At 71.0% G+C, this 13,054-nt stretch carries 13 protein-coding genes; 6 read left to right on the top strand and 7 right to left on the bottom strand.

Annotated elements, in window-relative coordinates; translation table 11 throughout:
• Positions 1-34: 34 nt before the first annotated feature.
• Positions 35-979: a helix-turn-helix domain-containing protein gene (locus DMC64_RS21545; protein ID WP_125734988.1), complete on the bottom strand. Its 945-nt coding sequence runs from the start codon at positions 977-979 to the stop codon at positions 35-37.
• Positions 980-1,050: 71 nt separating this feature from the next.
• Between DMC64_RS21545 and DMC64_RS21550 the strand changes: the two genes are divergently transcribed.
• The gene (locus DMC64_RS21550; RefSeq protein ID WP_125734989.1) at positions 1,051-1,386 is read left to right on the top strand and encodes a cupin domain-containing protein; all 336 of its coding nucleotides are present in this window, start codon (positions 1,051-1,053) and stop codon (positions 1,384-1,386) included.
• Here DMC64_RS21550 and DMC64_RS21555 read toward each other — a convergent pair.
• From DMC64_RS21555 to DMC64_RS21570, 4 genes are all read right to left on the bottom strand, one after another.
• Positions 1,371-2,036, bottom strand: coding sequence for a pentapeptide repeat-containing protein (locus DMC64_RS21555; RefSeq protein WP_125734990.1), 666 nt, complete (start codon positions 2,034-2,036; stop codon positions 1,371-1,373). The two genes, DMC64_RS21550 and DMC64_RS21555, sit on opposite strands and share 16 nt — an antisense overlap.
• 54 nt (positions 2,037-2,090) lie before the next feature.
• Positions 2,091-2,267, bottom strand: coding sequence for a CsbD family protein (locus tag DMC64_RS21560; protein ID WP_034316186.1), 177 nt, complete (start codon positions 2,265-2,267; stop codon positions 2,091-2,093).
• Between the two features lie 84 nt (positions 2,268-2,351).
• Positions 2,352-2,558: a hypothetical protein gene (locus tag DMC64_RS21565; protein WP_125734991.1), complete on the bottom strand. Its 207-nt coding sequence runs from the start codon at positions 2,556-2,558 to the stop codon at positions 2,352-2,354.
• Between the two features lie 130 nt (positions 2,559-2,688).
• Positions 2,689-3,150, bottom strand: a complete 462-nt coding sequence (locus DMC64_RS21570) for a GNAT family N-acetyltransferase (protein ID WP_125734992.1) — start codon at positions 3,148-3,150, stop codon at positions 2,689-2,691.
• 95 nt (positions 3,151-3,245) lie between these two features.
• Between DMC64_RS21570 and DMC64_RS21575 the strand changes: the two genes are divergently transcribed.
• Both DMC64_RS21575 and DMC64_RS21580 read left to right on the top strand, forming a co-directional pair.
• Complete coding sequence (locus DMC64_RS21575) at positions 3,246-3,773, top strand: EF-hand domain-containing protein (protein WP_199755051.1); 528 nt, start codon at positions 3,246-3,248, stop codon at positions 3,771-3,773.
• Positions 3,774-3,860: 87 nt separating this feature from the next.
• Positions 3,861-4,814, top strand: a complete 954-nt coding sequence (locus DMC64_RS21580; RefSeq protein ID WP_233629754.1) for a hypothetical protein — start codon at positions 3,861-3,863, stop codon at positions 4,812-4,814.
• Here DMC64_RS21580 and DMC64_RS21585 read toward each other — a convergent pair.
• Together DMC64_RS21585 and DMC64_RS21590 are read right to left on the bottom strand one after the other, a co-directional pair.
• Positions 4,744-5,379: a response regulator transcription factor gene (locus DMC64_RS21585; RefSeq protein ID WP_037345324.1), complete on the bottom strand. Its 636-nt coding sequence runs from the start codon at positions 5,377-5,379 to the stop codon at positions 4,744-4,746. The genes DMC64_RS21580 and DMC64_RS21585 overlap by 71 nt on opposite strands.
• Before the next feature lie 86 nt (positions 5,380-5,465).
• Positions 5,466-5,717 carry a hypothetical protein gene (locus DMC64_RS21590; protein WP_038522963.1) on the bottom strand — a complete coding sequence of 84 codons (252 nt, stop codon included), beginning with the start codon at positions 5,715-5,717 and terminating at the stop codon, positions 5,466-5,468.
• Positions 5,718-5,995: 278 nt separating this feature from the next.
• Between DMC64_RS21590 and DMC64_RS21595 the strand changes: the two genes are divergently transcribed.
• From DMC64_RS21595 to DMC64_RS21605, 3 genes are all read left to right on the top strand, one after another.
• Positions 5,996-8,053: a BTAD domain-containing putative transcriptional regulator gene (locus DMC64_RS21595; protein WP_125734993.1), complete on the top strand. Its 2,058-nt coding sequence runs from the start codon at positions 5,996-5,998 to the stop codon at positions 8,051-8,053.
• 62 nt (positions 8,054-8,115) lie between these two features.
• A complete protein-coding gene (locus DMC64_RS21600) occupies positions 8,116-11,763 on the top strand; it encodes a BTAD domain-containing putative transcriptional regulator (RefSeq protein WP_125734994.1) in 3,648 nt (1,215 codons plus the stop codon).
• Positions 11,764-11,783: 20 nt separating this feature from the next.
• The gene (locus tag DMC64_RS21605; RefSeq protein ID WP_125734995.1) at positions 11,784-13,043 is read left to right on the top strand and encodes an ABC transporter substrate-binding protein; all 1,260 of its coding nucleotides are present in this window, start codon (positions 11,784-11,786) and stop codon (positions 13,041-13,043) included.
• Positions 13,044-13,054 lie beyond the last annotated feature (11 nt).

Raw genomic sequence — 13,054 nt, forward strand, 5'->3', positions numbered from 1 at the left:
ACATCCGGGCCGGGGCCCGCGTACGCCGTTCCGCTCAAGGCGAAACCGGTCCCCGGAACGCGCGCCGGTACGCGCCCGGCGTCGTACCGACCTGATCGCGGAAGCGGCGGCGGAGGTTCACGGCCGACGCCAGCCCGACGCGGGCCGCGATCACGTCCACCGGCAGGCCGGTCTCCTCCAGCAGGGTGCGCGCCTCGGTCACCCGGCGGGTCAGCAGCCACGCACCCGGCGTCGTGCCGAGCTGATCGGCGAAGCGCCTGGCCAGCGTGCGCGGCGAAACGTTGAGGTATGCGGCCAGATCGCCCACCGACAACGGCGTCCCGAGGCGGGTGCCCGCCCACTCAAGGAGACCGTCCAGCTCGTCGCCGGGCGGCGGGGCCGGGACGAACTGCGCCTGCCCGCCGTCGCGATGCGGCGGCATCACCATGTGCCGGGCGACGAGGGCGGCGTGCGCGGCACCGTGGTCACGCCGGACGAGGTGCAGGCAGAGGTCGATCCCCGCGCCCGCCCCGGCGCTCGTGGCGACGTCGCCGTGGTCCACGTAGAGCACGTCCGGTTCCACCTTGATCAGCGGGAACTCCTCCCGCAGCTGAGCGGCGCGCGCCCAATGCGTGGTCGCCGACCTGCCGTCGAGCAGCCCGGTACGGGCCAGCGCGAAAACACCGGAGCAGATCGTGACGAGCCGCGCTCCCCTGGCGTGCGCGCGCAGGAGCGCCCGGCGCACGGGCGCCGACAGCGGTGCCTCCACCGGGGACCAGCCGGGGATGAGCACGGTGTCGGCGTCCGCCAGCGCGGAAAGGCCCCGTGTCACGGACATCGCGTACCCGGCCGTGGTCGGCACCGGGCCGGGTTCCTCCGCGCAGACGTCGAATTCGTAGTACCGCGGCACCCCGGCCCGCTCCGTGCCGAAGACCTCGGCGGCGATCCCGAGCTCGAACGTCGACTGCACCGGCCGCACCAGTGCCCTCACCCGATGCATGGCAGGAAAGTACCCCATGGTGTCTTCCCTGACACTGTCCGACGGCCCGGCGGTCCCGGCAGCATGGGGTCATGCACCCAGAGATCCTCGCCCAAGAGGGCTACACTTCCGTCTCCGTCAAGGAATCCCCCGTGCGCGAGCTCTTCCCCGGCATCCGCCTTCGTCCACTGTGGACGGGCACGGACGGCGCGCACGCGAACCTGCTGGAAATGGATCCCGGCACCTCGTGGCCGCACCGCGACGTCCATGAACCGGGCCCCGAAGAGGTGTTCGTCGTCTCCGGCACCTTCAACGACGGCGCGCGCGACTATCCGGCGGGAACGTTCCTGCACGCTCCGGCCGGCTCCTGGCACGTGCCCGCGTCGGCGACCGGATGCACGCTCTTCGTCTTCTATCCCGAAGGCTGAACCGAAAGGCCGCTCTCGGCCGCGAGAATCCCGGCCACCGAGACGGCCTGCTCATCGGTGATCTTCGCGCCGCGCAGGGTCAGCAGACCGCGGACGCCGGACAGGCGCGAGCCGCGGAGGTCGCAGTCCACCGCGGAGGTGGCCGCGAATTCGGTTTCGGTGAAATCGCAGTCGACGAGGGTCAGCCGGGAGAGGTCGCCGGAGAACACCGTCTCCCGGAACGAACATCCGGAGAACACGACCGCGCCCTTCACCCGTTCGACCGTCACCGACGCGTAGTCGAACCGCGCGTTCTCGACGTACAGATCGGTGGCGGCGGTGATCGCCACGCCGAGCCCGATCGCCCGGCAGCGCAGGATTTCGACCCGGCGGGCCGACAGATCGCGGATCGCCGCGTTGGACAGGTCGACGCCTTCGAGGACCACGTCGGAGAGCGTCAGCCTGTCGAGCCTGGCGTTCGCCAAGCTCACTTCCGAGACGAGGGAGTGCGCGATCTCGCCGCCACCGCGAACGCCGTCCTGCTCACCGCCGTCGAGATGGACGGTGTCGAAATCGAAGTAGCCGCTGAAGACGGCTGGTTCACTTTCGAGGTCTTCGCGCTCGACCGAAGGCCGCCGTACCTTGACGCCGTCGAAATCCCGCAACTCCATGCCCCGGACCGTACCGGGGCCCGCCTCGGCAGGAGGGCCCCGGCGGTCACGAGGTCAGTCCCGGACGCCCTTCACCGCGTCCTTGATCTTCTCGCCCGCCTGCTTGACGTTGGCCTTGCCCTGCTCGGCCTTGCCTTCCGCCTGCCACTGCTCGTTGTCCGTGGCGTTCCCGGCGGCCTCCTTGGCCTTGCCCTTGAGTTCGTCGATCTTGTTCTCGGCCTTGTCGTTCATCGGAGCCTCCTTCGTTGTCCGTTGCGCGACGGATACCCGGCTCCCGGCCGCGAAAACGGCGTATTCGCTGTGGCGCCCGCCACGTCACCTTCCGGCGCCCGTGTGGCCGCAGGGGTACTCCGTCCTGGCGACGACCGCCGCACAGGCCGGGCAGTTGTTCACCGGCCGCTCACGACGGCCCCAATACGGATGAGTGGCGCCGCAGAGCGCGGTGACCGGCTCGCCGAGGCCGGGATCCGGGTGGCAGACCCGGCAGTAGGCGTGCGCCGCCCGCTCGATTCCGGCTGTCATGCTCCACCTCCTGACGGGTACACACGGTACGCGTATCGCCGGCGTTCCCCCGGGCGGAATCGGCATGTCCCGTTCGCAGCCAACGGAAACGGCGCGGCGACCACCACACTGCCGCGGCTCGGCCGTTGTCTCACCCTTGCGGAGCGTTCCGTACACCTCGTCGGAGGTAGCTGTACACGACCAGTCCTTCGTTGACCTCGGCCACCTTGTCGTACAGCCCGCGGGCCGGGGAATCCTCCAGCGTGTTCCAGTACAGGCGGGGGAAACCGCGTTCATCGGCGTCCCGCGCCACCCACGCGATCATCGCGGCCGCGACACCCCGCCGCCGGGCGCCCGCGTCGACGAACAGGTCCGCCAGATAACACCGCTGCGCTCCCCAGACCCCCGCGTGGAACAGATAATGCGCGAAGCCGACCGGCTCGCCGTCCAGCCGTGCGGTGATCCCGATCGGCTGCCCGTCGTCGACCAGGCGCCGCCAGGTCCGGTCGTAGGCGTCGTCGTCCCGTTCCACGGCGAAGTACGCGTCGTTGTCGCGGGCCAGCGCTTCCCAGGAGGCGCGATCGGACTCGGTCAGGAAGCTGATCTCCACCATCCACCCATCGTGCCCGATGGTCCCCCGATCGTGGTTCCCCGTGCCCCTGAATGGCCGCTGTTCCGCTACTGCGTCCGGTTCTATCGTTCGGACGCATGGCAAGCGACTTGCAGCGGCGCAAGGTGTCGGGGGTCTTCGCCGCGATGGACGTCGACGGCGACGGTTTCCTTGAAGAGCAGGACTTCCAGGCCCTGGCCGACCGCTGGGCGCGGCGGCGCGGGCCGGGTGACGAACGGCGGCTGACCGGCATCATGCTGAGCTGGTGGACGACGTTGCTGGCGGCCTCGGATCTGAACCGCGACAACAAGGTCACCCTGGACGAAGTGCTGATGGTGGTCGACAAGCTCCCGGACACGCCGGAGGCCGTGACCGCCACGGCCGACGCGATGTTCGAAGCGGTCGACGAGAACCGCGACGGCCTGATCTCCGCGGCGGAGTACCACCAGATGATCGAGGTGTGGAACGGCCGCCCCACCGACACCGACGCCACCTTCCCGCTGCTGGACTCCGACGGCGACGGGATGCTGTCCCGGGACGAGTTCGCCGCGCTGTGGCTGGAGTTCTGGGCGGGTGACGACGCGGAGGCACCGGGCACCCTCGTCTTCGGCCCGCTGGCCGTCTGACGGCTTTCGGGCGGACCCCGCGTCCATACGGGCCGACCCCGGCCGCCCGGCACGTCGCCACCGTCCCGGCCGCTCAGGATGGCACGCGTGGAAGCCGACTCGATGGTCTCGCGCGCGATCGCGCTGTGCCTGCGGGACCGGTGGACGGAAGCGGCCGAACTGTTGGCGGGGAACGATTCCTGGCTGGGCGAGCTCTACGGCGGCCTGGCCGAGCTCTGGGACGGCCGTTCCGCGCGGTTCGGCGCGAATCTGACCGAGCGCGAGTGGTGGCCGTCGAGGACGGTACCGCGACACCTGAACGACCAGATCACCTCGTACGTCGCCGCGTTGCTGGTGCTGGGTGAGCGAGCACGCGCGGAAAAGCTGCTCGCCGACGAGGCCTTCCCCGAATCCGGCCTGCGGGACAGCGAACGTTCGCTGCTCGCCGCCATGCGCGGACGGCCCGCTCTGGCGATCGACTTCGCGCACCGAAGCCTGGCCGGCCGTTCCGGGCCCGGCCATGACATCGGCGCGTCCGCGATGTATCTGTCGACGGTGTCGGTCCTGCTGTCACAGGGGCGGCCCACCGAGGCACAGCGACTGCTGACCGCCGCCCGCGCCACGGCCCCGACGCTGGCTCATCTGCTCGACATCGCCGAAGCCCGCGTCGACATCGCGGTGGGTGAAACCGACCGGGCCACCCGGCGCCTCCACGCGGCGACCCGCGGGCTCGCCGTCGGCACGGACATCGCCTGGGCCGATCTCGCCGAGCTCGCGTTGCGGAGGAACGACCGGGCGTCGGCGAAGCAGGCGCTCGACGCGCTGAACGCACTCGCCGCCGCGATGCCGACGGGACGCGTGTTGCTGCATCGTCACTTGGTCCGGGCCTGCCTCGGTGAGGAACCCGCCGACGAATGCCTCTGGCTGGCCCGCGAACGAGACCAGCCGCTCGAACTGGCCGTCGTCGCCGAACGCCTGGCGAACCGTGAGGCTAGATCACCCCGGCCCGTACGGCGTACGCGACGGCATGCGGACGGTTCTTCAGCTTCAGCCGTCCGGTGATGCCCTGGATGATGTGCTTCACGCTGCGTTCCGAGTAGCTGAGCTCACCGGCGATCTCCACGGTGTCCTTGCCCTCGGCCATCAGCCGCAGCACGTCGATCTCCCGCGTGGTGAGCCCGGCGGTGTTGACGCCCATCGGGTCGAGCACCTCGCGCTGCAGGCGTTCGACGTGTTTGAGCAGTTCGCCGAGCAGGCTCGGCGGGAGCACCCCGCCGCCGGTGGCCGCCGCGCGGACCGCGTGCGCCAGCCGTTCGCCGGTCGTGGCCGACCGCGGCAGGACCGCCACCACCCGGCATTCGATGGCGGGCACGAGCTCCGCTTCGCTGATCTGGCTCACCACGAGCACCACCGGTTTGCCGTCCTCGGCGGCGAGCCTCCGCAGCCAGAGCACGATCTCCGGCGTCAGGCATTCGGCGGCGAACACCAGTACATCGGTCTCGGCGCGCCGCTCCCAGTCCCGGATGTCGATCCCCTGCTGCGTGCCCAGCTGGCTGGCCAGGCCCGCCGTGGTGATCGGATCGGGCGCGTGCACCGCCACGGTGATCTGTCGGGTTTCCGTGTCCACTTCGTCCCCTCCGCTTGTCCGCGGCCCCAGTCGGATGGATGGGACACAGTCTGCGAAGGAGCTCTTCACGAAGTCTCCACGAGACCTCAACGAGGCGTGAAGGACTTCGTGGCCTGCTGAAACGCCTCGACGTACTTGGGCAGCTCGTCCAGGAGCTCGCGGAGCCTGCCCTCGGGGCCGGTGTAGTCCGGGTCGGCGAGGAGGGCGTAGCCGTACGCCAGCGTCCGGCGAAGTTCGGCGACGCGGGCTTCCGCCACGTCGGCGTCGACGACCAGCCTGCCGTTCTGGGCGAGACTGAGCAGGACATCACCGGCGAACAGCTCCTGATCCTGGCTCACCGGCACAGCATGCACAGCCACGTATGCCCGCCACCAGCGCCGGACGACTCTTTGCCCCTGCGAACGCCCGGCTTTGCCCACTCGCCCGTCACCCGTCCGGGCGGCGGAAAACCACATGAACGGACATCCGATAGTCCAAGGGACGGCGAAATCCGGTCATGGCCGGCCAAACCCACACGGTGAGTGTCCGATTGATTGCGAAACCCACATCGGCGCCACTAGGCTTTTCGCCGGGCGGGACACTCTTTTTCGGCGGTCGGAAGCGCAGGCGGCAGGTCATGGACGAGGTTTCCTCGCTGACGGTGCGGCTGCTGGGCGGTTCCCCCGCCCGCCACGGCGACGGCGAGATCGCGCTGGGTCCTGCCCAGCGGCAGGCGGTGTTCGCCACGCTCGCGCTGCACGCCGGCCGGTTCGTCTCCCGCCGGGAGATCATCGACGCCGTCTGGGGCGAGCGGCCTCCGGACAGCGCCACCGGCATCGTGTACACCTACGTCTCGGCGCTGCGCCGCGCGCTGGAGCCTGCCGGCGAACCCCTCGTCGCCAGCCGCGCCGGCTACCGCCTAGACCTGCCGAAGCAGCAGGTCGACGTCCACGTCTTCGAAGCCGAGCTGGATCGTGCCCGCGCGCACCGGCTCGATGGCGCGCACCAGCGGGAGCTGGAGTCGCTGCGGTCCGCGCTCGGGCAGTGGCGGGGCTCCGCGCTCGACGGGATCCCCGGCCCGTTCGCCGAGACCCAGCGTGCCCGGCTGAACGAACTTCGCCTGAGCGCGCTCGAACGTCAGGCCGAGGTCGCGCTGCGGCTCGGCGAGCATCGCGAACTCGTGGACGAGCTCGCCGTGTTGGTCGAGCGTCATCCGCTGCGCGAAGGCCTGCACCGCATGCTGATCACCGCGTTGTTCCGGTCCGGGAGGCAGGCCGAGGCCCTGGCCGCGTTCGACCGCGCCCGCGAGACGATCATCGAGCGGTCCGGCCTCGAACCCGGCCCGGAGCTGCTGGACCTGCGGCGGCGGATCCTGGACGACGATCCGGCACTGCACGGCCGGCCGGAACGTCCCGATCGGACGCACGCCGTCCCCGCCCGGCCGTCCGCTTTCGTCGGCCGGGAGTTCGAGCTCGGCCGCCTGCGACGGCACCTCTCCGCGCTGCTGGACGAAGGCCGCGGCGGAACGGTCTGGCTGGACGGCGAAGCGGGCGGCGGCAAGAGCGCGTTCCTGGCCGAGGCGCTGGCCACGGCCAGGAACAGGACACGCTGGGTGGTGGCCGACGAGCTGAGCGGCGCGGTCCCGATGAGCCTCATCGCCGACTGCCTCGGCGCCGCGGCGCTCGACGATCTCGGCAAAACGGTCACCGAACTGTGCGAAGACGGGCCTCAGGTGCTCGTCTTCGAAGATCTGCACTGGGCCGACGAGGAAAGCCTGCTCGCCTGGCAGCGGCTTCACCGGCTCACCGCGCACCTGCCGCTGCTGCTGATCGGCTCGGCGCGCCCGCTCCCCCGGCGCCGCACGCTCGACGTCCTCCGCTCGGAGTTCGACGGCGAGATCGTCCCGCTGCCGCCGTTCGACGGCCCGGCCGTCGCCGCGCTCGCCGAAGAGACCCTGGCCAGGGCTCCAGGCGAGGATTTCCTCCGGTTCGCCGCCGAGTACACCGCCGGGAACGCCGGCTATCTGCGCGAGTTGTTCGCCGAGTTCGCCGACGGCCACGAGCCGGACACCGCGCCGCACGGCAGGCTCGCCGCCGTGGTGGAGGATCATCTCGCCACGCTTTCCGTGCCGGGCAAGCGAACGCTGAACTCCGCCGCGCTGCTCGGCTCGTCGTTCACCGTCGCGGATCTGGCGGGCGTCACCGGCCGCGAACCGCGGTCGCTCGCCGGGGCGGTCGAGGAGGCGCTCGCCGCGCACGTTCTCGAAGCCGAGGGAGACCGCCTGCGCTTCCGCGTTCCGCTCGTTCGAGCGGTGTTCGCCTCGAACACGCCGCCCGCCATCCGCGCCGTGCTGCACCAGGAGATCGCCACGACCATGGCGGACTCCGGCGCGCCCGCGGATCGTGTCGCCGAACAGCTGCTCCAGGCGGGCGACGAGCTGACCGCGCCCTGGATCCCCCGCTGGGTCCTCGACAACGTCCGCGCGCTGTCCGCCGGGACCGCCGTCGAACTACTCGATGTGCTTTCCCACCAACGGAATCTCACCGAGGAGCAGCACGAGGAGCTGACCGGCGAGCTCGCCGCGCTGCTGCTGCCCGGCTCGGCCGCCGCGCCCTCCTGGCCCACCCAGCCCTGGTGCACTCCGCTGCACGCACTCGCCCGGGTGCGCAACCCGAGCGCACCGAGGACGTCCTAAACTGCGGGGACACACATCAGTGATCCGGCCACTTTCGCTGTAAGACGAGAAATGGAGCCGGCGTGACGAACGGGCTGCGCGTCGAGCTGCTCGGGCCGCCTCGTGCCTGGCTCGACGACGTCGAGCTGAAGCTCGGGCCCGCCCGCCAGCGCGCGGTCTTCGCCACCCTGGCGACGCGGCGCGGCCAGGCGATCTCCCTCGGCGAGCTGATCTCGGACGTCTGGGGTGGGTCGGCGCCCGCCAGCGCCACCGGCAGTGTCCACACCTACGTCTCCGGCCTGCGCGGGGCGATCCGCAAGGCGGGCGGGGACGCGCACGGAATCCTGCGTTCGTCCGGATCGAGTTACTCGCTGCGGCTGGAGGGTGAAGCGCTCGACGTCCACCGGTTCGAAAAGGACGTCGCGGCCGCCAAAGCGGCACACGCCGATCAGCGCAGCGCGGCCGCGCGGCTCACCTCCGCGCTCGGTCTCTGGCGCGGCGAGGCCTACTCCGGCGTGCCGGGCCCGTTCGCCGAAGCGGAACGCGTCCGGCTCGCCGAACTCCAGCTCACCGCCGCCGAACTGCGCGCCACCGCCTTGCTCGGCATCGGCGACCACCGTGAAGTGGTGGCCGAGCTGACCGCGTTGGTGCAGCGGCATCCGTTGCGCGAATCCCTGCACGAGACGCTCATGCGCGCCCTGTACGCCAGCGGGCGCCAGATCGAGGCGCTCGGCGCGTATCGCGAGGCGAGACGGATCCTCCGCGACGAACTCGGCGTCGAACCCGGCGCCCCGCTGCGGGATCTGCACCAGCGCATCCTCGACGGCAGCGAAAAGCCCGTCACCGCGCCGAAACCGGTGCCGGTCCGCGTCGTGCCGCCGCCGGTGGCCAAGGCGATCGAGCGCGGCGGACACGGCCACCTGCCCGGCCGTACCCGGCAGGTCGAGCGGCTGGACGGCTTCGTCACCGACGTGCTCGCCGGCCGTGGCCGCCCGGTCTGGCTCGAAGGCGAACCGGGTATCGGCAAATCGGAGCTGCTGATCGCCGGGCTGGCCGGTGCCGCGGCGCGCGGGTGCCAGCTCGCCTGGACCGCGGCCGACGAGCTGCAGCAACGGTTCCCGCTGCAGGTGATCATGGAATGCCTCGGCGTGCACCACGGCGCGGCGGATCCGGCCAAGGCCAAGCTGGCCGGTGAGCTGCACGCCGAACCCGCGCACGGGGACTGGGGCCCGACCGACCCGATCTTGTCCACTGTGGACAAATTGCTGACCCTGGTCGACGAGACCTGCGCGGCGGGCCCGCTGGTCCTGGTGATCGACGACCTCCACTGGGCGGACGAGGCCAGTGTGCTGTTGTGGCAGCGGCTGGCCGCCGCCACCCGCCAGCTGCCGTTGCTGCTGGTCGCCGCCACGCGCACCGGGCACGGCCGCCGGGATCTGGCCCAGCTGCGTCGCGGGGTCGAAGCGAGGGACGGCGAGATCATGCCGGTCGAGGTGCTGACCGACGACGACATCGCCGCCGTGTTCGAGACGATCCTCGCGGCGAAGCTCGGGCCGAGCCTGCGCCCGCTGATCCGGCGGGCGGCCGGGAATCCGCTCTACGCCAGGGAAGTCGCGCACGACCTGGTCCGGAGCGGCGCGGTGCGGATCACGGCGGGTGTGGCCGAGGTGACGCTGGACGGCACCGAGAACGCGCCACGGTCGCTGCTCGCGGCCGTGGCCAGGACGTTGGAGACCCTCGACCCCGCCACGACCGAGATCCTGCGCACCGCCTCCCTGCTGGGCGCGGAGTTCGCCGTCGAGGACATCGCCACGCTGGCGGGCAAGAGCCCGCTCGAGGTGCTGCAGGAGCTGGAGCCCGCCATCACCGCGGGCGTCATCGAGTACGCCGGCGACAAACTCGCCTTCCACCATCCGTTCCAGCGGCAGGCGCTCTACGGCGCCATCGACGAACCGGTCCGGGCCGGGCTGCACCGGTGCGCCGCCGAATCGCTCGCGCGGGCGGGCGCGCCGGTCAAACGGGTCGCCGAACAGCTGGCCGCCGGACCGGTGCCGTTCGACCCGTGGCTGGCGGGCTGGCTCACCGCGAACCACGTCGCGGTGTCCAACCGCGCCCCGCATATCGCGGCCGACCTGCTGCGCGGCGCGCTCGACAGCGCGGTGCCCACCCGTGAGCAACGGGAGACGCTGATCGCCGCGCTGGTCCGCGTGCTGTTCCGGCTCGAACTCACCCCCGAGGCCGAAGCCGAGGAGGCGGTGAAGACCGTCGTGGACAAGGCGGATCTGGCGCAGATGCGGCATTTCCTGGCCGCGCTGCGCTACCGCCGGGGCGACACGCCCGGCGCGATCGAGGCGCTCGGTGACACCGCGGACGATCCGTCGATCCCGGAACTCTGGCGCACCAGCACCCGGACGCTGCTCGCCAACTTCCGCCGTGGAGACCTGTCAGATCTCGACGAGACCGAACGGATCGCGCGAGGCCTGCACACCGAGGCGACCGAAGCGGGTGAGCGCTACCCCGCCGCGCACGCGCAGCAGACGTTGTGGCTGGTGCACTCGATCCGCCGGGAGCACGACCGGGCGCTGACCGCGATCGACGCCGCGCTGGAGACCGCGGGCCACGAGGCGGACCTGGCGACGCTGCGGTTCGATCTGCTCGACAACCGGCTCTTCACCTTGCAGAACCTCGACCGGCTCGCCGAGGCCGACGCCACGCTGCACGCCGGGTACGAGACCGCGGCGCGGCACGGTCTGCCGACCGGTCCGCAGGTCTCGGCGGCCGTGCACTACTACTGGACCGGGCGCTGGGACGAGGCGCTGGCGGAGCTGGACTCGGTCACCGAGGACGGTCCGGCGATCACCTTCTACGGCGTGCGCGAGCCGGGTGCCGCCGCCCTGCTGCTGCACGGGGTCGCTGCGCTCATCGCGGGCCATCGCGACGAACGCGTCGCCGTCCGAGCTCATCTGGAAGCGGCCGAGGCGCATTCGCCGTCGAACTCGTCCGAACGCGAGAGCTGCGACTTCTACCTGGCGGCACAGGCGATGGCCGCCGAACAACGCGGCGAGCTCGACGACGCGCTGCGGCTGTTCGCACCGGTGCTGCGCCCCGATTACGCCCGGATGATGCTGCGCCACCAATGGCTTCCCGACGTCGTCCGCGTCGCGATCGCCGCCGGGAACGACGCCGTCGCGCAGGAAGCGCTCGCCGTCTGCGCCGAAGAGGCGAGCCAGGAGACCGTGCCGGCGAGGGCGACCGCCGCCGCCCTGCGGTGCCGGGCGCTGCTCGACGGCGATCCCGAAGGCATGCGGGCCGCGGCCGATCACTACCGCGAGGTCCGTCGTCCCATCGAACTGGCGGCCGCCCTGGAAGACGCCGCCGAACTGCTCGGCCGCGCCGGGTACCTCGAAGAGGCGACCCGTTCGCTCACCGAGGCGTGCGAAGTGCTCGGGCCGGTCGGTGCCACCTGGAGCATCCGCCGCGCGGAAAGCAGGCTGCGCCGCTACGGCGTCTTGAGCCGCGCGGAACGGGGTCCCCGGCACAGCGGGGCTCTGTCGCCGCTCGAACTTCGGGTCGCGCGGCTGGTGGCGGCGAAACTGTCCAACCCGGAGATCGCCGCGGAGCTGAGCCTTCCGAGGAGGACGGTGCAGTCGCTGGTGTCCAGGGTGCTGACCAAACTGCACGCCGATTCCCGGCTGACCGTCGGCGATCAGCTGCCGAGACGACTCGCGTGACCGCACGATCGAGGAGAACCATGACCCGCGTACTGGCCGGATTGACGGCCCTCGTGCTGCTGCTCGCCGGCTGTTCCGGCACGCCGGAAACCGGCGGCCCGATCAAGCTCACCGTCGCCACCTTCGGCGAGTTCGGGTACGAAAAACTCTTCGACGACTACGAAAAGGCCCATCCGGGCATCACCGTCGAAGGCCGGGTCGCCGACTTCGAGACGCACCACCGGCAGCTGGCCACCGGGCTCGGCGCCGGACGCGGCAGTGCCGACGTGGTGGCGATCGAAGAGCAGTACCTTCCCAAGTTCCGCCAGTCGACGGACAAGTTCAGCGATCTGTCCGAGTTCGGCGCGCAGGGTCTCCGCGAGCACTGGCCTGCTTGGAAATGGGATCAGGGCACCGCCGAGGGCGGGAAGTTCGTGATGGGCCTCGGCACCGACATGGGCAGTCTCGCGCTCTGCTACCGCCGTGACCTGTTCGCGAACGCCGGGCTGCCGACCGACCGCGACCAGGTGGCCGCGCTGTGGCCGACCTGGGAGAAGTTCGCCGAGACCGGGGAACGGTTCAGCGCCAAGGCACCGGACGACGTCAAGTTCGCCGACTCGGCGGGCACCGTCTACACGGCGATGCTCAACCAGGCGCAGGAGAACTACTTCTCCAAGGACGACAAGTTCATCGCCGACACGAATCCCAACGTGCGCAAGGCCTTCGAGCTCGCGGGCGGGATGGCGCTGAAGAAAGAGACCGCGGCGGTCACCACCTTCACCCAGCCGTGGACGGTGGCGATCAAGCAGAGCCGGTTCGCCGCCATCACCTGTCCCGCCTGGATGCTCACCCAGATCCAGGAGGCGGGCGGCCCGGAGCTGGCCGGAAAATGGGACGTCACCTCGGTTCCGGGCAAGGCGGGCAACTGGGGCGGTTCGTTCCTGACCGTCCCGAAGCAGGGCGCGCACCGCAAGGAGGCCTACGACCTCGCCGTCTGGCTCACCGCCCCCGAACAGCAGAAACGGATCTTCCTGGAGAGCGGATTGCTGCCGAGCGCGCTGGGCGCCTACCAGGACAGTGCCGTGCTTTCCCACACCAGCCCGTATTTCAGCGGTGCGCCGATCGGCGAGATCTTCGCCGCGTCCGCCGAGGCGTTGCGGCCGAACTACCGCGGGCTGCGCGACGGTGAGGTGCGGCCGGTGTACGGGCACGCACTCGGCCGCGTCGAAGAGGGGAAGCAATCGCTCGACGAGGCTTGGAACCAGGCCGCCACCGAAGGCCGCGCCGCGGCCGCCAACTGAGCGGGGACGGC

It is taken from the genome of Amycolatopsis sp. WAC 04197, from assembly GCF_003947475.1.
Classification (GTDB): domain Bacteria; phylum Actinomycetota; class Actinomycetes; order Mycobacteriales; family Pseudonocardiaceae; genus Amycolatopsis; species Amycolatopsis japonica.

Coding starts and splice junctions, on each gene's coding strand:
- DMC64_RS21545 (WP_125734988.1), bottom strand. CDS start 979: ATGCATCGGGTGAGGGCACTGGTGCGGCCGGTGCAGTCGACGTTCGAG.
- DMC64_RS21550 (WP_125734989.1), top strand. CDS start 1,051: ATGCACCCAGAGATCCTCGCCCAAGAGGGCTACACTTCCGTCTCCGTC.
- DMC64_RS21555 (WP_125734990.1), bottom strand. CDS start 2,036: ATGGAGTTGCGGGATTTCGACGGCGTCAAGGTACGGCGGCCTTCGGTC.
- DMC64_RS21560 (WP_034316186.1), bottom strand. CDS start 2,267: ATGAACGACAAGGCCGAGAACAAGATCGACGAACTCAAGGGCAAGGCC.
- DMC64_RS21565 (WP_125734991.1), bottom strand. CDS start 2,558: ATGACAGCCGGAATCGAGCGGGCGGCGCACGCCTACTGCCGGGTCTGC.
- DMC64_RS21570 (WP_125734992.1), bottom strand. CDS start 3,150: ATGGTGGAGATCAGCTTCCTGACCGAGTCCGATCGCGCCTCCTGGGAA.
- DMC64_RS21575 (WP_199755051.1), top strand. CDS start 3,246: ATGGCAAGCGACTTGCAGCGGCGCAAGGTGTCGGGGGTCTTCGCCGCG.
- DMC64_RS21595 (WP_125734993.1), top strand. CDS start 5,996: ATGGACGAGGTTTCCTCGCTGACGGTGCGGCTGCTGGGCGGTTCCCCC.
- DMC64_RS21605 (WP_125734995.1), top strand. CDS start 11,784: ATGACCCGCGTACTGGCCGGATTGACGGCCCTCGTGCTGCTGCTCGCC.